The sequence below is a fragment of the uncultured Altererythrobacter sp. genome (assembly GCF_913057185.1).
In the GTDB taxonomy this organism is placed as follows: Bacteria; Pseudomonadota; Alphaproteobacteria; order Sphingomonadales; family Sphingomonadaceae; genus Erythrobacter; species Erythrobacter rubellus.
The window spans coordinates 901638-920046 of record NZ_CAJXNK010000001.1; the positions used below are offsets into that span (position 1 = coordinate 901638).

The 18409-nt window shown below is 56.8% G+C and carries 25 protein-coding genes; 13 read left to right on the forward strand and 12 right to left on the reverse strand.

What is annotated here, in order from left to right:
• Positions 1-37 precede the first annotated feature (37 nt).
• Positions 38-742 carry a fatty acid desaturase gene (locus QZ487_RS04520; RefSeq protein ID WP_285976580.1) on the forward strand — a complete coding sequence of 235 codons (705 nt, stop codon included), beginning with the start codon at positions 38-40 and terminating at the stop codon, positions 740-742.
• Positions 739-1239, forward strand: a complete 501-nt coding sequence (locus QZ487_RS04525) for a sterol desaturase family protein (RefSeq protein ID WP_285976581.1) — start codon at positions 739-741, stop codon at positions 1237-1239. The genes QZ487_RS04520 and QZ487_RS04525 overlap by 4 nt, the downstream gene beginning before the upstream one ends.
• On the opposite strand, the gene QZ487_RS04530 is transcribed toward QZ487_RS04525, so the two are convergent.
• The 10 genes from QZ487_RS04530 to QZ487_RS04575 are packed head-to-tail and all read right to left on the reverse strand — an operon-like array spanning position 1236 to position 5554.
• Positions 1236-2144, reverse strand: coding sequence for an NAD(P)H-binding protein (locus QZ487_RS04530; RefSeq protein WP_296023511.1), 909 nt, complete (start codon positions 2142-2144; stop codon positions 1236-1238). The two genes, QZ487_RS04525 and QZ487_RS04530, sit on opposite strands and share 4 nt — an antisense overlap.
• Complete coding sequence (locus QZ487_RS04535) at positions 2137-2484, reverse strand: YbaN family protein (RefSeq protein WP_285976583.1); 348 nt, start codon at positions 2482-2484, stop codon at positions 2137-2139. The genes QZ487_RS04530 and QZ487_RS04535 overlap by 8 nt, the downstream gene beginning before the upstream one ends.
• A 14-nt stretch (positions 2485-2498) precedes the next feature.
• Entirely contained in the window at positions 2499-2906 is a 408-nt protein-coding gene (locus QZ487_RS04540; RefSeq protein WP_285976584.1) for a SufE family protein, read from the reverse strand.
• A 24-nt stretch (positions 2907-2930) separates the two neighbouring features.
• A complete protein-coding gene (locus QZ487_RS04545) occupies positions 2931-3164 on the reverse strand; it encodes a hypothetical protein (RefSeq protein ID WP_285976585.1) in 234 nt (77 codons plus the stop codon).
• 29 nt (positions 3165-3193) lie between these two features.
• Complete coding sequence (locus QZ487_RS04550; protein WP_296023513.1) at positions 3194-3460, reverse strand: hypothetical protein; 267 nt, start codon at positions 3458-3460, stop codon at positions 3194-3196.
• Positions 3457-3762 carry a hypothetical protein gene (locus tag QZ487_RS04555; protein WP_296023514.1) on the reverse strand — a complete coding sequence of 102 codons (306 nt, stop codon included), beginning with the start codon at positions 3760-3762 and terminating at the stop codon, positions 3457-3459. The genes QZ487_RS04550 and QZ487_RS04555 overlap by 4 nt, the downstream gene beginning before the upstream one ends.
• A 24-nt stretch (positions 3763-3786) precedes the next feature.
• Entirely contained in the window at positions 3787-4164 is a 378-nt protein-coding gene (gene pspC, locus QZ487_RS04560) for an envelope stress response membrane protein PspC (RefSeq protein ID WP_285976588.1), read from the reverse strand.
• Positions 4161-4460: an envelope stress response membrane protein PspB gene (pspB, locus tag QZ487_RS04565; RefSeq protein WP_285976589.1), complete on the reverse strand. Its 300-nt coding sequence runs from the start codon at positions 4458-4460 to the stop codon at positions 4161-4163. The genes pspC and pspB overlap by 4 nt, the downstream gene beginning before the upstream one ends.
• A gap of 3 nt (positions 4461-4463) precedes the next feature.
• Positions 4464-5399, reverse strand: a complete 936-nt coding sequence (pspA, locus tag QZ487_RS04570) for a phage shock protein PspA (RefSeq protein WP_296023516.1) — start codon at positions 5397-5399, stop codon at positions 4464-4466.
• A complete protein-coding gene (locus QZ487_RS04575; RefSeq protein ID WP_285976591.1) occupies positions 5396-5554 on the reverse strand; it encodes a hypothetical protein in 159 nt (52 codons plus the stop codon). The genes pspA and QZ487_RS04575 overlap by 4 nt, the downstream gene beginning before the upstream one ends.
• A gap of 162 nt (positions 5555-5716) precedes the next feature.
• Between QZ487_RS04575 and pspF the strand changes: the two genes are divergently transcribed.
• From pspF to QZ487_RS04625, 10 genes are all read left to right on the forward strand, one after another.
• On the forward strand, positions 5717-6778 hold the full coding sequence (gene pspF, locus QZ487_RS04580) for a phage shock protein operon transcriptional activator (protein WP_296023517.1): 1062 nt from the start codon (positions 5717-5719) through the stop codon (positions 6776-6778).
• A 158-nt stretch (positions 6779-6936) separates the two neighbouring features.
• Complete coding sequence (locus tag QZ487_RS04585; RefSeq protein WP_296023519.1) at positions 6937-7329, forward strand: hypothetical protein; 393 nt, start codon at positions 6937-6939, stop codon at positions 7327-7329.
• A gap of 51 nt (positions 7330-7380) precedes the next feature.
• Positions 7381-7746 carry a hypothetical protein gene (locus QZ487_RS04590; RefSeq protein WP_296023520.1) on the forward strand — a complete coding sequence of 122 codons (366 nt, stop codon included), beginning with the start codon at positions 7381-7383 and terminating at the stop codon, positions 7744-7746.
• A 217-nt stretch (positions 7747-7963) separates the two neighbouring features.
• Entirely contained in the window at positions 7964-8524 is a 561-nt protein-coding gene (rimP, locus tag QZ487_RS04595) for a ribosome maturation protein RimP (RefSeq protein WP_285976595.1), read from the forward strand.
• On the forward strand, positions 8524-10185 hold the full coding sequence (nusA, locus tag QZ487_RS04600) for a transcription termination factor NusA (protein ID WP_285976596.1): 1662 nt from the start codon (positions 8524-8526) through the stop codon (positions 10183-10185). The genes rimP and nusA overlap by 1 nt, the downstream gene beginning before the upstream one ends.
• Positions 10166-10939 carry a DUF448 domain-containing protein gene (locus tag QZ487_RS04605; protein ID WP_296023521.1) on the forward strand — a complete coding sequence of 258 codons (774 nt, stop codon included), beginning with the start codon at positions 10166-10168 and terminating at the stop codon, positions 10937-10939. Before nusA ends, QZ487_RS04605 begins: the two co-directional genes overlap by 20 nt.
• Before the next feature lie 16 nt (positions 10940-10955).
• A complete protein-coding gene (gene infB, locus QZ487_RS04610) occupies positions 10956-13472 on the forward strand; it encodes a translation initiation factor IF-2 (protein WP_296023523.1) in 2517 nt (838 codons plus the stop codon).
• A gap of 71 nt (positions 13473-13543) precedes the next feature.
• Complete coding sequence (locus QZ487_RS04615; protein ID WP_296023524.1) at positions 13544-13984, forward strand: PaaI family thioesterase; 441 nt, start codon at positions 13544-13546, stop codon at positions 13982-13984.
• Positions 13984-14382, forward strand: a complete 399-nt coding sequence (gene rbfA / locus QZ487_RS04620) for a 30S ribosome-binding factor RbfA (RefSeq protein ID WP_285976600.1) — start codon at positions 13984-13986, stop codon at positions 14380-14382. The genes QZ487_RS04615 and rbfA overlap by 1 nt, the downstream gene beginning before the upstream one ends.
• 52 nt (positions 14383-14434) lie before the next feature.
• Positions 14435-15352 carry a bifunctional helix-turn-helix transcriptional regulator/GNAT family N-acetyltransferase gene (locus tag QZ487_RS04625; RefSeq protein ID WP_296023527.1) on the forward strand — a complete coding sequence of 306 codons (918 nt, stop codon included), beginning with the start codon at positions 14435-14437 and terminating at the stop codon, positions 15350-15352.
• A gap of 16 nt (positions 15353-15368) precedes the next feature.
• Here the strand turns inward: QZ487_RS04625 and QZ487_RS04630 are convergent, their stop codons facing one another.
• Both QZ487_RS04630 and QZ487_RS04635 read right to left on the reverse strand, forming a co-directional pair.
• On the reverse strand, positions 15369-15944 hold the full coding sequence (locus QZ487_RS04630) for a YceI family protein (protein ID WP_285976602.1): 576 nt from the start codon (positions 15942-15944) through the stop codon (positions 15369-15371).
• A gap of 53 nt (positions 15945-15997) precedes the next feature.
• Positions 15998-17626, reverse strand: a complete 1629-nt coding sequence (locus QZ487_RS04635; protein ID WP_296023530.1) for an AbgT family transporter — start codon at positions 17624-17626, stop codon at positions 15998-16000.
• A 184-nt stretch (positions 17627-17810) separates the two neighbouring features.
• Here QZ487_RS04635 and QZ487_RS04640 point away from each other — a divergent pair, with 184 nt between their 5' ends.
• The gene (locus QZ487_RS04640; RefSeq protein WP_296023532.1) at positions 17811-18389 is read left to right on the forward strand and encodes a thymidine kinase; all 579 of its coding nucleotides are present in this window, start codon (positions 17811-17813) and stop codon (positions 18387-18389) included.
• Positions 18390-18409 lie beyond the last annotated feature (20 nt).

An 18409-nucleotide genomic window follows, 5' to 3' on the forward strand; every position in this document is an offset into this window, starting at 1 on the left:
GTATCCGGTATCTCTCCCTTCGCGCAATTCTCAGCGTATGTTCGGCCTTGTCCTGGGCGCACTTATCGCTGGCAGCTGGCTGGGCATTCATTTCTATGCGATGTTTGTTTTTGAACTGAGCTGGAACGCATGGCCGCAAGTGCTGCTGATGGCCGCACTGCAATGTTGGCTATCGGTCGGGGTCTTTATCGTGTGTCACGATGCGATGCATGGTTCGCTTGCACCGGGCTGGAAAAGTACAAACTCCGGAATCGGTGCAATCCTGTTGTTCCTCTATGCGGGCTTTGCCTGGCGAAAGATACGCGATGCACATTTCGCGCATCACAAGCACACCGGTGAGGACGGCGATCCCGATTTCGACACCGCGCACCCGACACAATTCTGGGCATGGTACTGGACCTTCTTCAGGCGGTATTTCGGCTGGCAATCACTGATTTACGTCAACACCGTGGTCGGCATTTATCTGTTCGTGTTTGACATACCGTTTATGCAGATATTCCTGCTGTATGGGGCGCCAGCGCTGCTATCCTCACTTCAGCTATTTTATTTCGGCACCTATCGCCCACATCGGCATGGCGAGGGAGCGTTCGCTGACGGGCACAATGCGCGCTCTGACAATTTCAGCACGCTTGCAAGCCTCGCCAGCTGTTTCCATTTCGGCTATCATCTGGAGCATCACCGTCGCCCCGATGTCCCCTGGTGGGCATTGCCTGGCGCGCGGCGTGCAGGAGTAGCCGCATGAGCTGGTGGGAAATCATCGCAATCGTCCTTGCCGCGCTGATCGGTATGGAATTCTTTGCCTGGTATGCGCACAAATACATCATGCACGGCTGGGGCTGGGCATGGCATCGTGACCATCATGAGCCGCATGACAATACTCTGGAAAAGAATGATCTGTTCGCTGTCGTCTTCGGCACAATCAACGCGGTAATGTATATCTACGGTGCGCTCTATTCGGATACGCTATGGTGGTTTGCGCTGGGAATCACGCTTTATGGCGTGATCTACACACTGGTTCACGACGGGCTCGTGCATCAACGTTATTTCCGCTGGGTGCCTAAGAAAGGCTATGCCAAACGGCTCGTGCAGGCGCACAAGTTACACCACGCCACAATCGGCAAGGAAGGTGGGGTCAGCTTCGGATTTGTCTTCGCGCGTGATCCAGTAAAGTTGAAGGCGGAACTGAAAGAACAGCGCACAGCCGGTATTGCCAAGGTCCGCGAAGCTGATTTGAGTTAGGACGCACGGACGAGCTCTTCATAATAATCGAATAGCGTTTCACGACCGAATTCGGGCGTGGCGTCCGCATCGTATCGTCGCTGTTTTTCATCCCAAACCAGCATGCTTTCCGTGGCGTAATAGCGGCCGATCTTGGCATATTCAGCCTTTGCGGCTGCGCGCTTTGATACTAGGCCCACTAGGCTGAGCGCGCCGATGATTGCATTCATCAGCACAATGGGCATGCGGCGATAGCGTGGTTTGCATCCCGTCAATCGAAACAACTCTTCGCCTTGTTCCAATGGCGTGATCGCGGGGCCGGGTCCGCCGATGGGCAGCATGCGATCGTGTCGCGCCGGATCATCGATGCAGCCGACGATATAGCGCGCCAGATCGCTATCACTGATCGGCTTGCACCGCGTTAGCTCGCCATTGCTGAAAAGCAGGTAGGGTTTACCTGATCTCACGCGCTCGACCTGACCAGACAGCGATTTGAAGAAAGCCGTGGGGCGCACAATGGAGTAGGTAAGGCCGCTTTCGATTAGTTCTTTTTCAAAGGCGAGTTTAGCGTGCTGAAAAGCCAGTTTGGGCTTTTGCACACAGATTGCAGACACCAGTATGAAATGTCTTACGTCGTGTGTCTGCGCAGCCTTCAGTATGTCACTGTTTGCTTGGTAATCCACGGCCCATGCATCCTCAGGCACGCCTGTACGCGATGCAATGCATGAGATCGCAACATCGAATTTCTCGGTCCCAAACACATCCACGAGATCTCCAGACCTGATTCGGCATCCAGAGAGGTCGTCTGGGACATCGCTGGTGCTGCGCAGCGCGCAGACTATTTCGTATCCGCATCGAAGCAGCTCTTTCGCAACGGCTTTGCCTATTGTGCCGCTCGCTCCGAAAAGAACGACGCGCTTACTCATTGCGAGTCCAGATCCAACCGCCTGCAGTCACAAGAATAGCAATCGAAACCCAATGCCACGGATCGCCCAGAGCATACCATGTGAAGATCGCGCCGACGCTCATTGCGCCAATTGCCATATATTTGGCGCGACGATTTATCGTGCGCCGCTCTCGCCAATCGAGAACCTGTGGCCCCCAATGCGGGTGATCGAGGATCTTCTGCTCCCACGCAGGGTTGCTGCGCGCAAAGCAGAATACGGCCACAAGCAGAAACGGCACTGTCGGCATGATCGGCAGGAATGCTCCGACCGCCGCCAGACCCACTGCGATGATCCCCCCCGCTGCATAAAGCGGGCGCATGTCAAATCTCCGGGTCAGGCATCGGCAAGCCGCGCGGCATGTTCGCGGACCAGCGCGATCATGTTGGGCACGCCTTGTGTGCGGTTGGAGGAAAGCTGGTTCTTAAGATCGAACGGCGCAAGCATGGCGGTTACGTCCATAGCTGCGACTTCATGGGCTGGTTTGTCCTGCACAGCTGAAATCACCAGCGCGACGATGCCTTTGGTAATCGCAGCATTGCTGTCAGCCAGGAAGTGCAGTTTGCCGCCGTTGTCAGTGGGATAGACCCAGACGCTGGCAGAGCAGCCTCGCACCAGTGTAGCATTGGTTTTGAGGGCATCGGGCATCGGGTCCAGCTCACGGCCCAGCTCGATCAGCAGACGATAGCGCTCATCGCCTTCGAGAAAATCATATTCTTCGCGTATGTCATCAAGGTATCGCATGATAGCGCATCTAAGCGCTTTGGCTCACAAATCCACCCCGCTGGCGATCGCTTCCAGCTTTTTGATGCGTTCTTTAAGGTCCGCAATCTCAATCCGTGCTGCGCTATTGCCTACACCCCCTTCGATTTCACCAGAGGCGCTGTCGAGCTCTCGCTGCTTCAGCGCAAGCCAGCCATGCCAGGCCTTTAGCAATGCAAATGCTACGACACACAAGCCGACTATAGATGCTGCGGCAATGATTATTGTTGGCTCAAACATTCCCTCATATCCTCCGTAAACTTGTGGCCCTATCCGTCCTGTTTATCCGGCTTGCTGCGCAAGCTTTCGATTTCGTCTGCGATGGCGCGCGCTTCGCGGCCATCCACTGTAATTCTTTCAAGTACTTTCACGCGTTCACGCAGGTTTTCGATCTCGCGTTGCACCTCTTCATCGCGCGCAATTGCATTGGTTTCGCTTTGCCCGTTCGGGCGGCCGCTATTGCGATTGCGAGAGCGCATTACCCCTGCAACTGCACTGATCAGCACAATCAGAACAACGGCGGTTGCCCAGCTCATCGAACGGCCTCCCTGTTGTTCGTTGTATCGGCAGTCAGATCGTCGATTTCTTGCAAATCGCGCAGGCTTTCGATCTGCAGCGCCAGATCCTGCTTGCCGTCAGTTGCAATGCGCTCAAGCACTTGGACACGATCTTCAAGGCGTTGCACTTGACTGGCATATTGTGCCGATTTTTCAGCGGTATGTTCCGCAGTCGTGCTGATTTGCATCTGAGCCACTTTCTCTTTGTGCTTTGCCCAGATCGCGACCATCGGGATGGTGCAACCGAATATAATCGCGACTATTGGAATTAACTCACCCATTGTCGTGTTCCTGCCCTTTTGGTCTTAGCGCAGGCGCTCGATCTCAGCGGTTAGCCGCGGATTGCTGCTGACGTAGTGATGCTCGACCTCAGCCAGGCGGCGATCCACATCGCGGAAGCGTGCGCGGATTTCGCGCGCGGTGCGCTTCGGGCTCTGCCGTACGCGCTGCCAGTACTGTTGTTCTTCCTTGTCGACATAAAGGTGCGGCGGCTTCTTGCTGAGTAGCATGCCGGCAATGAAATAAGCCGGAAGCAAGATAGGTGCGACAGTGAAGAGCAAAACAAGGAAACCCAGACGCACCCACAGCGCGTTGACCCCGGTGTAGTCAGCGATGCCGGAGCAAACGCCCATCAGCTTCGCGTTGTGCTTGTCGCGGTAAAGGGTTGTGCGGGGGCTATTCACTTGGCGGTTCCTTTCTTCTCGGCGATCAGACGGTCCAGTTCGCGCAACTGCTGATTGTCAGCTTCCAGATTGGCTTGAAGGCGCTTGGGCTGGAATTCAGGGTTGTCGCTCGCAACCAGGCGTTCGACCGTATCCATCCGGTCATCCAGCCTGCGGGCAAGCTGATAGAGTTCGTCCAGGAGCACTTCATCATCGGTGGTGATCGTCGCGGAGGTCTTCCACTTGGTGACGTAGTGCAGAATCAGCCACGGCAGGCCGATAAGAACCATTGGTAAAATTACAAATTCCGGATCCACGGCTTAAGCCCCTTTCTTGTCAGCGCTGTCTTTGCCCAGCGCTTTCTTCATCTGTTCCAATTCATCATCGATCGCGTCCGCGCCTGCGAGCGCTGCGATCTCATCCGACAGGCTTGGCGTACCGGACTGATCAGCAATGCTCAGCGCTTCGGCGCGGCCTTCGGCATAATCGACCCGGCGCTCCAACTGGTCGAAGCGCGAGATGGCTTCGTCTGTGCGTTCAGTGCTCATAACCGTGCGCAGCTTCACGCGGTTCTCAGCGCTTTCGAGACGAGCAGCAATTGCGGTCTGGCGGCTGCGGGCTTCGCGCAGGCGATGCTGCAATTTCTGAATATCTTCTTCGTAGGCCCGAAGCGCGTCATCCAATACGCCGATTTCCTGGCGCAGCTGGTCGCCCATATCGGCGGCTTTCTTCTTCTCGACCAAAGCTGCTCGAGCAAGATCCTCGCGATCCTTGCTCAGCGCCAACTGTGCCTTCTCGCCCCAGTCAGCTTGCAGCCGGTCCAGATTCACCACGTGGCGGTGCATTTCCTTTTGATCAGCTATAGTGCGCGCCGCGCTGGCGCGAACTTCGACCAGCGTTTCCTCCATTTCGAGGATGATCATGCGGATCATCTTCGCTGGGTCGTCTGCCTTGTCCAGCATATCTGTAAAGTTAGCTGCGATGATATCGCGGGTACGGCTGAAAATGCCCATGAAGGCTGCTCCGTTGAAAAAATTCTCTTCAGTGTTCGAACGCCCAGTGCTCTGAGTGGGGGTTGGGCTCTGGCGCAGGCGTTCGATTTCTGCATCAAGCCGCGAGCGACGTTTCGGACGCTCAGGGGAAAGAGATTGGGCCGGAGAAGCGGCGCTGCGACTGGAATGCGCGCCGGCAGGTTTGCTCGCGGGGGGGACAGAGCTCTCCGGCCCAAAGGGGGTATTATTGTCAGGCTTGGTCATGCCATCTCGACCAGCAGACCCGAAGCAACCGGAGTTGCTGAGACTGCAGGTGCGATATGCATTTGCGTGCTAAGCGCGACGAACAAAGTTATCGCTGCAATACTGGCGACAGAAGCCTTGCCAAGCTTGCTCTGGATGAATTCGCGATTGAACATTTTTCTAAACTCCCTTGCGGTATGTTCAGTAAGTAACAAGGGCTGTGCCAAACTTGTAAAATATATATAAAACAATGGTTTGAGTAATTGTTCGAAGTCACTGTTTGGTTTCTCTTGCCAAAGATTGGGAATTTTCACTATAGGTTGGTCAAGAGACCGAAATTGGAACGCGAAAATCAATTTATTGGCCAATCTGGCGCCTTTCTCGACGCGGTAGAGCGCGCCTCGCGTGCGGCACCGATGGATCGTCCCGTTCTCGTAATAGGCGAACGCGGCACCGGCAAAGAGCTCATCGCAGAGCGCCTCCACCGCTTGTCACCAAGATGGGGCGAGCCGCTCGTCACCATGAACTGCGCCGCATTGCCAGAGACGCTGATCGAAGCCGAGCTTTTCGGCCACGAAGCGGGGGCTTTCACAGGGGCTACCAAAGCGCGGGTCGGAAGGTTTGAGGAAGCCCACAAAGGTACCCTATTTCTCGACGAACTGGGCACTTTGTCGATGGGCGCGCAAGAGCGGCTGCTGCGCGCGGTTGAATATGGCGAAGTAACGCGCATTGGATCGTCGCGTCCAGTTCGCGTCGATGTTCGGATTGTTGCAGCCACAAATGACAATCTGCCCGCACTGGCGGAGCAAGGCGAGTTTCGCGCTGACTTGCTGGACCGTCTGAGCTTTGAAGTGATTACTTTGCCTCCGCTCCGTGTGCGCGAAGGCGATGTGGATGTTCTGGCAGATTACTTCGGGCGGCGCATGGCGGCCGAATTGCAGTGGGATGCGTGGCCAGGATTTGCTGATCACGTTCGACGGGAACTTGATGAATATGCCTGGCCGGGCAACGTCCGCGAGCTTCGCAATGTGGTTGAACGCGCGGTTTATCGCTGGGACAATTGGCGCGAAGCGATTGCGCATGTCCAGTTTGATCCTTTCGATAGTCCGTGGAAGCCGTTTGTGCCAAGCCACCGCAAACCGGGCAGCCCTATGGCAGCGCCTGCGAAGGTGTCGTCGGATGGAATGGCACCTCAATCTCCTGCCGCCGCCGATCTGGAGAATGTCGATGATCTGCGCGCCGCGGTGGATGCGCACGAGCGCTCGATAGTCGAGCACGCATTAGGCAAGCACCGCTGGAACCAACGCCAGACCGCAAAGGCGCTTGGACTGACTTATGATCAGTTACGTCATTGCATCAAGAAGCACGGGTTAATGCAAGAGCAGAGCGAAGATGGTTAAGCTCGGTTAGAGCTAATTGATAATCAAACTGCTTAAGCGGGCTTTTGCCTTTCACGGGGCAAATCCGATTTGCGCCGGATCGGGCGTGACTGATTGGGGGCTTGGCGAACATGAAATTGAGCAAGAGATTTGCAACCGCAACTGCCGCGATATGCGCGATGGCAGCGGGGTCTCCGCTGTTGGCAAACCATTCCTGGAGCACTTATCACTGGGTCCGGACCAGCAATGAGATCACGGTTCCCGTAATAGACAATACCACCGGCATCTGGGCCCAGCGCAACCATACGGGGATTGCGGTCGCTGACTGGAATGTTTCGCCATATATCGAAGCGCCATTGGTTCGAGGGAATGCCGATCCCGCTTGCGCGATCGTGCGCGACGAGATCAATGTCTGCAATGATGACTACGGTTCTGTCGGCTGGCTCGGTCTTGCCCGCATTACTATCTCCAGCGGTCACATCACTGGCGGGGCAACGCTGCTCAACGATTACTATTTCAATCAGGATCGCTACAACAACGACACCTGGCGCCAATTGGTGACGTGTCAGTAGATCGGTCATGACTATGGGCTTGGTCACCAGAACGAGAATTTCAGCACGGATGTGACCACATCGTGCATGGAGTATACCAGCCAGCCGGCGGGCAATGAAGGCCCCGATGCGCATGACTACGAACAGTTGGCGCTGATCTATGCGCATAGTGAAGGCGGAGACACCGGTGACGGCGGCGGCGGAAAGCCTGGAAAGGGCGGTGGCAATGGCGGCGGTAAAGGCGGCGGTAAAGGCAAGAAGTTTGGTCTGGGAAATACCCCAAAGGACTGGGGGCGCCCGACCGACTATGATGGCGATGGTCGTCCCAACGTTTTCGTCCGCGAGATGGATGGCGCGCTTGTAGTGACGCATGTCACCTGGGCCATCGGTGAAGGTCCGCAGGGCGGCGATCACCATCACGATGCTGAACACCACTAATTTCTCATTCCAAGGTTCGGTACCTGAGGGGGCTGGCCGTAGGGCTGGCCCCTTTTATTTTTTGAGCCGCCATATCGTTTGCCGCTTGCAATGCGGGCAACCCGCGCCTATCTGCTTCTCATCCCGACATTGTCGATACAAAGTTGTGATGCTGGCGCCGCAAGGGGCCGGCCCCAATCATCTATTGTCGGCAAGTTGATGACCAATTGGAGCACAGATGGCGAATGTAGCGCGCCTTATTGAGATTATCGAACCCGAGGCGAAATCCCTCGGCTTTGATCTCGTGCGCGTGAAGATGATGCCATCGGAAGCCGGCGATGGCGCACAAGCGCTTCAGATCATGGCGGAGGACCCGGCGACGGGACAGCTGATCATTGAACAATGCGCGGCTCTGTCGCGCGCGGTGTCTGCCAAGATGGACGAGTGCGAAGAGGCCGGCGAAACCCTGATCGAAGGTGCGTATCACCTGGAGGTCAGCTCGCCAGGTATCGACCGCCCTCTGACCCGGGCCAAGGATTACGCCAATTGGACCGGGCACGAAGCCAAGGTCTCATTGACCAAGGATTGGGATGGCCAGCGCAATTTGCGCGGTATCCTGAAAGGTATCGAAGGTGACACAGTCACTATCGATGACAAGAAGGCGGGAGAGGTTTCCTACCCGCTCGAAATGGTTCATTCAGCGAAGCTTGTCTTGACCGACGAGTTGATCGCCGCCACCCAGCCGCTCGATACGAGCGGCGCTGAAGACATAGTTGAAGAAGAAGAGGCTCAAGACTGATGGCCACGGCAATTTCTGCGAATAAAGCTGAACTGCTTGCGATTGCGAATGCGGTCGCTTCGGAAAAGATGATCGACAAGACGATCGTTATCGAAGCGATGGAAGAAGCGATCCAGAAAAGCGCACGCAACCGCTATGGTGCGGAAAACGATATTCGCGCTAAGCTTGACCCGCAAACCGGCGATTTGCGCCTTTGGCGTGTGGTTGAAGTGGTTGAAGAAGTCGAAGATTACTTCAAGCAGGTTGATCTGAAAGCGGCTCAGAAGCTTCAGGATGATGCCAAGATCGGTGACTTCATCGTTGATCCGCTGCCGCCGGTCGACCTGGGCCGCATTGACGCGCAGAGCGCCAAACAAGTGATCTTCCAGAAGGTTCGCGATGCCGAGCGTGAGCGCCAGTATGAAGAGTTCAAGGACCGCGCAAACGAAGTGATCACCGGGGTGATCAAGTCGGTTGAGTTTGGTCACGTGATCGTGAACCTTGGCCGCGCAGAAGGCGTTATCCGTCGCGACCAACAGATTCCGCGTGAAGCGGCCCGTGTGGGTGAGCGCATCCGCGCGATCATTACCAAGGTTGAACGCAACAATCGCGGCCAACAGATTTTCCTCAGTCGCGCCCACCCTGACTTCATGCGCAAACTATTCGCGCAGGAAGTACCTGAAATCTACGATGGCATTATCGAGATCAAGGCAGCTGCGCGCGATCCGGGCAGCCGCGCCAAGATCGGTGTGATCAGCCACGACAGCTCGATCGATCCGGTTGGCGCCTGCGTTGGTATGAAAGGCAGCCGCGTTCAGGCCGTTGTCCAGGAACTGCAGGGCGAAAAGATCGACATTATTCCGTGGTCGGAAGACACAGCGACGTTTGTCGTGAACGCCTTGCAGCCTGCAACGGTGTCCCGCGTGGTTCTGGACGAAGAGGAAGGCCGCATCGAAGTTGTCGTGCCCGATGATCAGCTTTCGCTCGCCATCGGTCGCCGCGGTCAGAATGTGCGCCTCGCTAGCCAGCTCACGGGTCACCAGATTGACATCATGACCGAGGAAGAGGCTTCAGAAAAGCGCAGCAAGGAATTTGCTGAGCGTTCGAAGATGTTCGAAGAAGAACTCGACGTCGATGAAACTCTCTCTCAGCTGTTGGTTGCCGAAGGTTTCGCGGAGCTGGACGAAGTCGCATATGTCGAACTCGCCGAACTGGCATCAATCGAAGGCTTTGATGAAGAGCTGGGCGAGGAACTGCAAAACCGCGCCAAGGAAGCGCTGGAACGCCACGAAGAAGCTGCGCGAACAGAACGCCGAGAGCTTGGCGTGGAAGATGATCTGGCAGAAATTCCGCATCTCTCTGAGTTTATGCTGGTGACACTCGGCAAAGCGGGCATCAAGACGCTCGACGATCTGGCAGACTTGGCAACTGACGAACTGATCGCGAAGAAGCGTGAAGCGCCGCGCCGTCGCAACAATGCGGATGGCCCTCCGATGCGTCGTCCGTCGGTCCGTGAGCAGGACAAAGGCGGCGTGTTGGGCGAATACGGTCTAACCGAAGAGCAAGGCAATGAGATCATCATGGCCGCGCGCGCACACTGGTTTGAAGATGAAGAGGAAGCTCCGGCAACTGCCGCAGCCCCCGACACGCAGGAGGCCGCCGATGCGGACTCCACCCAATGAGCGCGTAAGCTCCGACATCGCTAAGAAGCCGCGGCATCGTAAATCGATGCGCGGCGAAGCTTGCGCAACAAAGACGGCGAATCCAGGGCCAGAGCGCAGATGCATTTTGACCGGTGCACACGCACCGCGTGACAGCTTGTTGCGATTGGCGATATCTCCCGACGGGCTCGTTCTGCCCGATCCACACGCGAAGGCCCCCGGGCGCGGCGCGTGGATCGGTGTTTCGCGCCCTGAGCTTGAAACCGCGCTTGCCAAGGGCCAGCTCAAAGGCGCTCTGGCGCGTGCGTTCAAAGGCGCTAAGCTGGAACTTCCCGCTGACTTGCCTGATCTGGTGCAACATGCTCTGACAAAGGCGTTGTTGGATCGTTTGGGCCTTGAGCTGCGCGCCGGAAATGTTGTGCTTGGCACGTCACGGATCGATGAACAGGCGCGAAGCGGGCGCGCGGAATTGCTCTTGCATGCTTCGGATGCCAGCGAAGACGGGCGCAAGAAACTTGATCAGGCATGGCGCGTGGGGCGCGATGCAGAAGGTAGCGGCGAACGGGGAACCGTGTTGCCACTAGACCGGGCGGCTTTGTCTGTGGCATTGGGCCGCGAGAATGTCGTCCACCTAGCGCTTTGCAATGGCGCTGCAGCGGGACGGGTCGAAGGGGCTTTGGCGCGGCTGCTGCAATATCTGGAGGGCACTTTGCCTTCCGAAACTGATGGCGATCGGGCCTCTCCGGGTCGCCAGGACGAAGAATTGAATGTGTGAAGGACGCAATAGCTAGATGAGCGACGAAGAAAAAAAACCTGCCCGTAAACCGCTGACCCTGAAGGGTGCGCAGCCTGGAGAGGTCAAGCAGACCTTTAGCCATGGCCGCACCAACAAGGTTGCGGTCGAGGTCAAGCGCCGCCGCAAGCTGTTGAAGCCGGGTGAAACACCAGCGCCGGCGCCTGCACCTGCGCCCGAACCAGAGCCGACACCTGCGCCGGTCGCCAAGAAGGCTGCACCGAAGAAGCCGGCCGCGCCTAAGGAAACGCCTCAGGAAATGGCTGCCCGTCTGGCGCGCGAAGCGGAAGAGGCGCGCCTGCAATCACTTGAAGAAGCGCGCAAGCGTGACGACAAGAAGGCCAAGGAATCCAAGGCCGGCGAGAAAAAGCGTGCGGAAGAAAACCGCAAGGCTGAGGAAGAAGCAGAGAAGCGTGCGGCCGAAGAAGCCAAGGCGGCTGCCGAGGCTGAGACAAAAGATGTCGAAGAAGCCGCCGATGCTTCTGTTGTTGCGGACGAGAGCACTCCAACACCGGCAGCACGCAAGTTTACGCCTGTTGCTCGCCCTGAGCCCAAGCGCCCTGAGAAAAAGCGTGAAGAAAAGCCCAAACGAGGCGCTGGCGGCAAAGACAAGCGCCGCTCTGGCAAACTGACTGTCACTAAAGCGCTGAATGAAGACGAAGGCCGCCGGGCACGTTCGCTCGCGGCGCTCAAACGTGCGCGTGAGAAAGAGCGCAGGTTACAAGGCGGGGGCGACAATCGTCCGCGCGAGAAGCAGGTTCGCGATGTTGTTGTTCCTGAAGCGATCACCGTTGGCGAATTGGCCAAGCGGATGGGCGAAAAGGGTGCTGACCTTGTCAAGGAACTGTTCAATCTGGACATGATGGTCACCGTCAACCAGACGATTGATCAGGATACCGCTGAACTGCTTGTCGAACAGTTCGGTCACAATATCCAGAAGGTGTCTGAAGCCGACGTCGATATTACGACGGAAAAGGATGTCGATCCGGAAGAAACGTTGAAACCGCGTCCTCCGGTGGTCACGATCATGGGCCATGTCGATCACGGGAAGACCTCGCTGCTCGATGCCCTTCGCGGAACGAATGTGACCAAAGGCGAAGCTGGCGGGATCACGCAGCATATCGGCAGCTATCAGATCGACACCAAGTCGGGCGGAAAGATCACCTTCCTCGATACGCCGGGACACGCCGCCTTCACAGAGATGCGCCAGCGCGGTGCGAATGTGACGGATATTGTGGTGTTGGTCGTTGCTGCCGATGATGGTGTGATGCCCCAGACGATTGAGGCGATCAAGCACACCAAGGCGGCTGGCGTCCCGATGATCGTTGCGATCAATAAATGCGACAAGCCGGAAGCCGATCCGAACAATATCCGGTCGCGCTTGCTCGAACACGAAGTGATCGTGGAAGCGATGTCAGGTGACGTGCAGGACGTCGAGATCTCGGCTAAGGAAAAGACCAATCTGGATGAGCTGGTCGAGAAGATCGAGCTGCAGGCAGAATTGCTTGAATTGAAAGCTCGCCCGGACCGCGACGCTGAAGCCACTGTGATCGAAGCGCAGCTCGACAAGGGCCGCGGCCCGGTCGCAACGGTGATCATCACACGCGGTACGCTGAAGCGTGGCGACACATTCGTTGTTGGTACACAAAGCGGTAAGGTGCGTGCGATAGTCAATGATCAAGGCAAGCAGATCAAGGAAGCTGGCCCCTCCATGCCAGTCGAGGTCCTTGGCCTCGACGGTGTGCCGGGAGCTGGTGACATTCTGACAGTTGTCGAGAATGATCAGCGCGCCCGCGAAGTTGCCCAGTATCGTCAGGAAAAAGCGACAGAGAAGCGAACAGCGCTTGCTCCGACCAACTTCGATACGATGTTCAACAACCTTCAGTCGAACGTCATCGAATGGCCGGTTCTGGTAAAGGCGGACGTCCAGGGTTCGGTCGAAGCCATCGTCACAGCGTTGCACAATATCTCTAATGACGAGATCAAGGTGCGCGTGCTGAATGCAGGTGTAGGCGCAATCACCGAAAGCGATGTCACATTGGCTGCAGCTTCTAACGCGCCAATCATTGGCTTTAACGTACGTCCGAATGCCAAGGCGCGCGAAATGTTGAAGCGCGATGGCGTGCGGATGATGTATTACGATGTCATCTACCACCTGACAGAGGAAGTCGCGAAGGAAATGGCTGGCGAGCTGGGTCCAGAGCGGATCGAAACCGTGGTCGGCCGTGCCGAAGTCAAGCAGGTCTTCAAGTCAGGCAAGCGCGACAAGGCGGCCGGTTTGCTGGTCGAAGAAGGCGTCATTCGCAAAGGCCTGTTCGCGCGCCTTACCCGCGAAGATGTTATCGTTTCGGCGACGACTATCGCTTCGCTGCGTCGGTTCAAGGACGATGTCGATGAAGTCCGCGCAGGGCTCGAGTGCGGTGTCGTGCTCGAAGATACGAACGACGTTCAGGCGGGTGACCAGCTTGAAGTCTTCGAAGTCGAGGAGCGTGAGCGGACGCTCGAAGTTGGTTAAAGGAGCTAGAGGGTGAACAGGATCCACATAGGTCAGCGTTCGCCCTCAGCAGGCCTGGTGGGCACAACCCGATGAGCGATCAGCAATTCTACCCTGCAGATGGTGCGGATTCTCCGCATAGCTCGCTGCTTGGTTCCGAGTTTGTTGGTTTCGATGAAGAAACCGCGACAGCAACCATGCGCTTCACTGTGAAGCGAGAGATGACCACCTGGCGAGGGGGCGTGCAAGGCGGGCTTGTTGCGGGTTATCTCGATGATGTGATGGGCTATGCCTACGTAGCGATGACCGGCGGCGAGCAAGCTCCGCTCAATCTGGAAATTTCGATGCAACTGCTGGGGCTCTTGCCAGAGGGCGCGACGATCATCGGCAAGGGCCGCGTGGTGCGCGGCGGGCGGCGAGTGATCTTTCTTGAAGGCGAATTGCAAACCGAAGAGGGGCAATTGCTTGCCCGCGCGACATCTACTGCAATCCCGACCATGCGCCCGACGCCAACCGAAACGGGGATGGGATAATGGCTCGCCAGCAATTTACACCTGAACAACACTCTGTCCGCGTCCTGAAGGTGTCAGAGCGCTTGCGGCATATTCTTTCCGAACTGCTCGCACGGCAGGAAGTGCATGACGATGTCGTCAGTGCAGCAAACATATCAGTGACTGAAGTTCGCATGACACCAGATCTGCGCAACGCGACCGCCTATGTGAAGCCGCTCCTTGGGTTGGAAGAAGCGGTGGTTGTGAAGGCGTTGCAACAGAACACAGCGTTCCTGCAGCGTGAAGTTGCCAAGCGGCTGGGCCTCAAATTCGCTCCCAAGCTGAAGTTTCGCGCCGATGAGAGTTTTGACGAAGCGGACCGTATCGAAAAGCTGTTGCGCGATCCCAAGGTGGCGCGCGATCTGGGCGAGGGCGAATAAATCCAACTGAATTATAGTTGACTTTGACAACTAATATCGCGATGCCGTCTGAATGACTGTCGCGATCCAAGAAGCCGTGCCCGCTATTCGTGCGTTCAATCGACAATTCTCTCAACTGATGGGCTTATTGGAGCCGCGTTATATGGGCGGTGAGTTGTCGCTGATCGAAGCGCGCGTGGCCTACGAGATTCGTGAGCGACAGCCTGTGCTCGCCCGCGATATCGCGAAGGTGCTAAATCTTGATCCGGGCTATCTCAGCCGAACGGTTGCGAAGCTCGAGAAGCATGGATGGATTGAGCGCGGCAGAGGCGAGGATGCGCGTGAGCGCCCGCTTTCGCTGACTTTGAATGGAGAGCAACGTTATCAAGATCTTGATGCCGTTACTTTGGCTGAGACTAAGAAACTTTTGGCTCCGCTTGGTGAAGATGGCGCAAATCGCCTTACCAACGCGCTCAGTGAGGCGAGCGATTTGTTGTTTGGCAACAATCAGTTCGAGTGGTTCTTGCGAGAATTTCGTCCCGGCGATCTGGGGCATTTCTGCGCACGGCAAGCCATCCTCTATCGCGAACATTGGGGCTGGGGCGATAAACTCGAAGCGTTGATGATGGAAATTTGCGCAACCTATTTGCGCCACTTCAAACCCGGGAAGGAGCAATGCTGGATCGCGGAGCGGGGCGGACGCATGCTGGGATCCGTTTTTGTTGCAAGTGAAGATCACGAGACCGCTCGCCTGCGCATGCTCTATGTCGAACCCGAAGCGCGCGGGCTAGGGGTAGGATCGGCCCTTGTGCGCCAATGTACCGAATTCGCCCGCGATGCCGGGTACAAACGTATCGTGCTTTGGACACATCAGGTGCTTGGAAGTGCGCGAAAGATCTACGCCGCAGAGGGATACAAGGTCACGTCTACAGAAGTGCAGACCGAATTCGGCAAGGAAGAGATAAGCGAGCATTGGCTGCTCGAGCTTTGAGGTCTGGCGCTCGGGCCTAGCCTTGCGGCACCATCCGAGCGGTCAGCTCGATTTCGACATGCTTGCCCACGATCAAGCGATATGACGTCATCGCGAATTCATAACGGTTGATGCGCGTTTTGCCCGTCAGCGTGATTGCTTCGCGTGGCGCGATTTCGGCCGGCGACTTGCTGAACGTGACACCCAATGTAACTGGCTTAGTCACTCCGCGCACGGTTAAGTCGCCTTCGACAGTGCCCTGTGTGGCATTGGTCATAGTAATTTCGCGGCCCACAAAGCGCACCGTCGGATAACGCTCCACCCAAAAAAACCGCTCACCCTTTAAGCGGCTGAGTGTCAAATCATCGCTCGCAGTCAGCTTGGTCGCGTCGATGGTCACATCCAGAGCGATGTCTTGCGGACGACTGCGGTCCAGCTGGATTGTTCCGGCCACATCGGGAAAACCGGCGGTCTTGCTGCCAAGGCCAAGGAAGGGGACCTTGGCGGACAGATTGCTGGCAACGGCATCTACCCTATACATCTGGCCTGCAGGCATTGCCGCGCCGAGCAGGGCTGCTGCGAGCAGGAGAGTTATGGAGCGGAGCCAGGACATTTGATCACTATGCTCCGCTCTCATGTCTGTTCCCTTAACCAGCCTTTGCCCGATCAGCTGCCGCTACCTGGCAGCACATAGGTGACCGGTGCATCCGGGCCGAGTGGAATACCGAGATAGAACCAGATCACGATCAGCAATGTGCCGGAGATTAGCAGCCACACCGAATATGGCATCATCATCGCGGTCAGGCTTCCAAGACCGAAATCCTTTTGCCAGCGCTGCGCGAAGACCAGGATCAGCGGGAAATATACCATCAACGGAGTGATGATGTTGGTTGCGCTGTCGCCCACTCGATAGGCGGCCGTTGCACCCTCAGGGCTGATACCAAGCAGCATGAGCATCGGCACCAGGATCGGTGCAAGCAGCGCCCATTTCGCGCTGGCCGAGCCAACAAACAGGTTCAGCAAACCAGCGAAGATTACCATCAGACCCAATACGATCGGCAAAGGCAGGCCCGTTGCCTGAATCGCGCTGGCTCCATGAACCGCCGAGATCAAGCCGAGGTTGGACCATTCGAACATTGCCACAAAGTGTGAGGCCGCGAAGGCAAGGACCAGATAATAGCCCATGTCTTTCATGCTCTCCGCCATCATGTTTACGAGATCGCGGTGATTTGTGATCACTCCGGCTGCTCGACCATAGGCCCAGCCGGTCAGCAGAAACAGCAGGAAGAATGCCGCCACTAGCGATTGGTAGAGCGGTCTGAGTTCGCTGTGGATCGAGCAGTCAGGGATCGGTGCACCATCCTCTGCCAGACACGCGGCTTCATTGATCAGCGGCGTGCCCGGCGCGAACACCATCAGCAGCCAAAGGCCCACGACAAACAGAGCCGCGAGGCCAGCATGACGCAGGCCCTTTGAGGCGAGCTCTCCATCGTGCTGCGTGGGGTCTGGGCTAGTGCCGTCCTCGAACTCGGCCGCTACATTGCCGACCCAAGGGCCAAGGCGTGGCTCGATAATCTTGTCGGTCACGTACCAGATGATCGGCAGGAACAGCACCGTCATCGCGCTGATAAAGTACCAATTGCCCGCAATATTGGCGGTCCATGCCGGGTCAAGCGAGCTCGCGGCAACAGCTTCTTCGGTGATCCCGAACAGCAATGCGTCGAGTTGCCCCGGTGAGATGTTGGCCGAGAAACCGCCTGAAACGCCTGCGAATGCCGCTGCAATCCCTGCCAGAGGATGCCGCCCGGCTGCTGCGAACAGAATACCGGCGAGCGGGATCAGTACAACATAGCCAGCATCAGCCGCGTGGTTGCCGAGCATGGCGACCAGCGCCACAACCGGGGTCAGCAGCGCCTTTGGCGCGCTCTTTACCGCCTTGGCCATGCCGGCGGCGAAAAAGCCGGAACGTTCCGCCACACCGGCACCAAGCATGACCACCAGAACATATCCCAGCGGGTGGAAGTGTGTGAATGTCTTGGGCATTTCGACCCACAAGCGCTGAATATTGTCTGCGCTCAGCAAGCTGACCGATTCAATAACCAGAGCGCTGCCGGTTGTTTGGTCGATTTCCGTCGGGTGAAGTGCCGAAACGCCTGTCAGTGCGGCTACGATCGACACGACAACCAGCCCTGCGATCAGATAGAAGAACAGGAATACCGGATCGGGCAATTTGTTGCCCGTGCGTTCGATCCATCCCAGAATGCCGCTTTGCGCAGGTGCGCTTGCTTCAGCCATTTTGTGACAACCCCTCAAATTCTAGCGAATTGGTTTGTACAATATCATTGCGTCTTGCGCCTGTCTTACAGCTTAATCCGCAAAACCCCATTTTTGTTTCCGAAAACTTCTTGCGCGCGCTTGCGCAGCGGTAGAACGGCTGCAAGACGTGCAGGTATTGTCAATCTGCAAAGGCACGCGGCGTATGGCCAAGCTCTATTTCTACTATGCCAGCATGAATGCAGGGAAGAGCACGACCTTGCTCCAGGCCGCATTCAATTATGGCGAGCGTGGTATGCGCGTTTCCTGCTGGACCGCAGCGATCGATGACCGGTCGGGCTTTGGTGCGATCAGCAGCCGCATTGGTCTCTCTAGCGATGCCAACCGCTTTACAAGCGATACAGATATCCTTGAGCATGTGTTGGAAGAGCACTCCCAAGGTCGCGTCGATTGCGTGTTGATCGATGAAGCGCAGTTTTTGACCGAGAAGCAAGTGTGGCAATGCGCCAGGTTGGCGGATGAGACCGGTACGCCGGTGCTTTGCTATGGGTTGCGCACTGACTTCCAGGGCAAGCTATTTCCTGGCTCTGCGGCATTGCTGGGTATTGCGGATTCGCTCGTTGAACTAAAAGCAATCTGTGATTGCGGGCGCAAAGCGACAATGAACCTGCGCGTCGATGAAAGCGGCAAAGCGGTCAAGCAAGGCGAGCAAACGGAGATAGGCGGCAATGACCGCTATGTTGCGCTCTGCCGCAAGCACTTTTCAGAGGCACTGGCGAGTTGACCTGCCCGCCACTATCTTCA

Excerpts from the sequence above, each read along its gene's own strand:
- QZ487_RS04530 (WP_296023511.1), bottom strand. The coding sequence starts at position 2,144 with ATGAGTAAGCGCGTCGTTCTTTTCGGAGCGAGCGGCACAATAGGCAAA.
- pspA (WP_296023516.1), bottom strand. The coding sequence starts at position 5,399 with ATGACCAAGCCTGACAATAATACCCCCTTTGGGCCGGAGAGCTCTGTC.
- QZ487_RS04640 (WP_296023532.1), top strand. The coding sequence starts at position 17,811 with ATGGCCAAGCTCTATTTCTACTATGCCAGCATGAATGCAGGGAAGAGC.
- QZ487_RS04540 (WP_285976584.1), bottom strand. The coding sequence starts at position 2,906 with ATGCGATACCTTGATGACATACGCGAAGAATATGATTTTCTCGAAGGC.
- rimP (WP_285976595.1), top strand. The coding sequence starts at position 7,964 with ATGGCGAATGTAGCGCGCCTTATTGAGATTATCGAACCCGAGGCGAAA.
- QZ487_RS04630 (WP_285976602.1), bottom strand. The coding sequence starts at position 15,944 with ATGTCCTGGCTCCGCTCCATAACTCTCCTGCTCGCAGCAGCCCTGCTC.
- QZ487_RS04550 (WP_296023513.1), bottom strand. The coding sequence starts at position 3,460 with ATGAGCTGGGCAACCGCCGTTGTTCTGATTGTGCTGATCAGTGCAGTT.
- QZ487_RS04535 (WP_285976583.1), bottom strand. The coding sequence starts at position 2,484 with ATGCGCCCGCTTTATGCAGCGGGGGGGATCATCGCAGTGGGTCTGGCG.
- QZ487_RS04625 (WP_296023527.1), top strand. The coding sequence starts at position 14,435 with ATGACTGTCGCGATCCAAGAAGCCGTGCCCGCTATTCGTGCGTTCAAT.
- QZ487_RS04520 (WP_285976580.1), top strand. The coding sequence starts at position 38 with ATGTTCGGCCTTGTCCTGGGCGCACTTATCGCTGGCAGCTGGCTGGGC.
- QZ487_RS04585 (WP_296023519.1), top strand. The coding sequence starts at position 6,937 with ATGGCAGCGGGGTCTCCGCTGTTGGCAAACCATTCCTGGAGCACTTAT.
- infB (WP_296023523.1), top strand. The coding sequence starts at position 10,956 with ATGAGCGACGAAGAAAAAAAACCTGCCCGTAAACCGCTGACCCTGAAG.
- QZ487_RS04545 (WP_285976585.1), bottom strand. The coding sequence starts at position 3,164 with ATGTTTGAGCCAACAATAATCATTGCCGCAGCATCTATAGTCGGCTTG.
- nusA (WP_285976596.1), top strand. The coding sequence starts at position 8,524 with ATGGCCACGGCAATTTCTGCGAATAAAGCTGAACTGCTTGCGATTGCG.
- QZ487_RS04615 (WP_296023524.1), top strand. The coding sequence starts at position 13,544 with ATGAGCGATCAGCAATTCTACCCTGCAGATGGTGCGGATTCTCCGCAT.
- rbfA (WP_285976600.1), top strand. The coding sequence starts at position 13,984 with ATGGCTCGCCAGCAATTTACACCTGAACAACACTCTGTCCGCGTCCTG.
- QZ487_RS04555 (WP_296023514.1), bottom strand. The coding sequence starts at position 3,762 with ATGGGTGAGTTAATTCCAATAGTCGCGATTATATTCGGTTGCACCATC.
- QZ487_RS04525 (WP_285976581.1), top strand. The coding sequence starts at position 739 with ATGAGCTGGTGGGAAATCATCGCAATCGTCCTTGCCGCGCTGATCGGT.
- QZ487_RS04635 (WP_296023530.1), bottom strand. The coding sequence starts at position 17,626 with ATGGCTGAAGCAAGCGCACCTGCGCAAAGCGGCATTCTGGGATGGATC.
- QZ487_RS04575 (WP_285976591.1), bottom strand. The coding sequence starts at position 5,554 with ATGTTCAATCGCGAATTCATCCAGAGCAAGCTTGGCAAGGCTTCTGTC.
- QZ487_RS04605 (WP_296023521.1), top strand. The coding sequence starts at position 10,166 with ATGCGGACTCCACCCAATGAGCGCGTAAGCTCCGACATCGCTAAGAAG.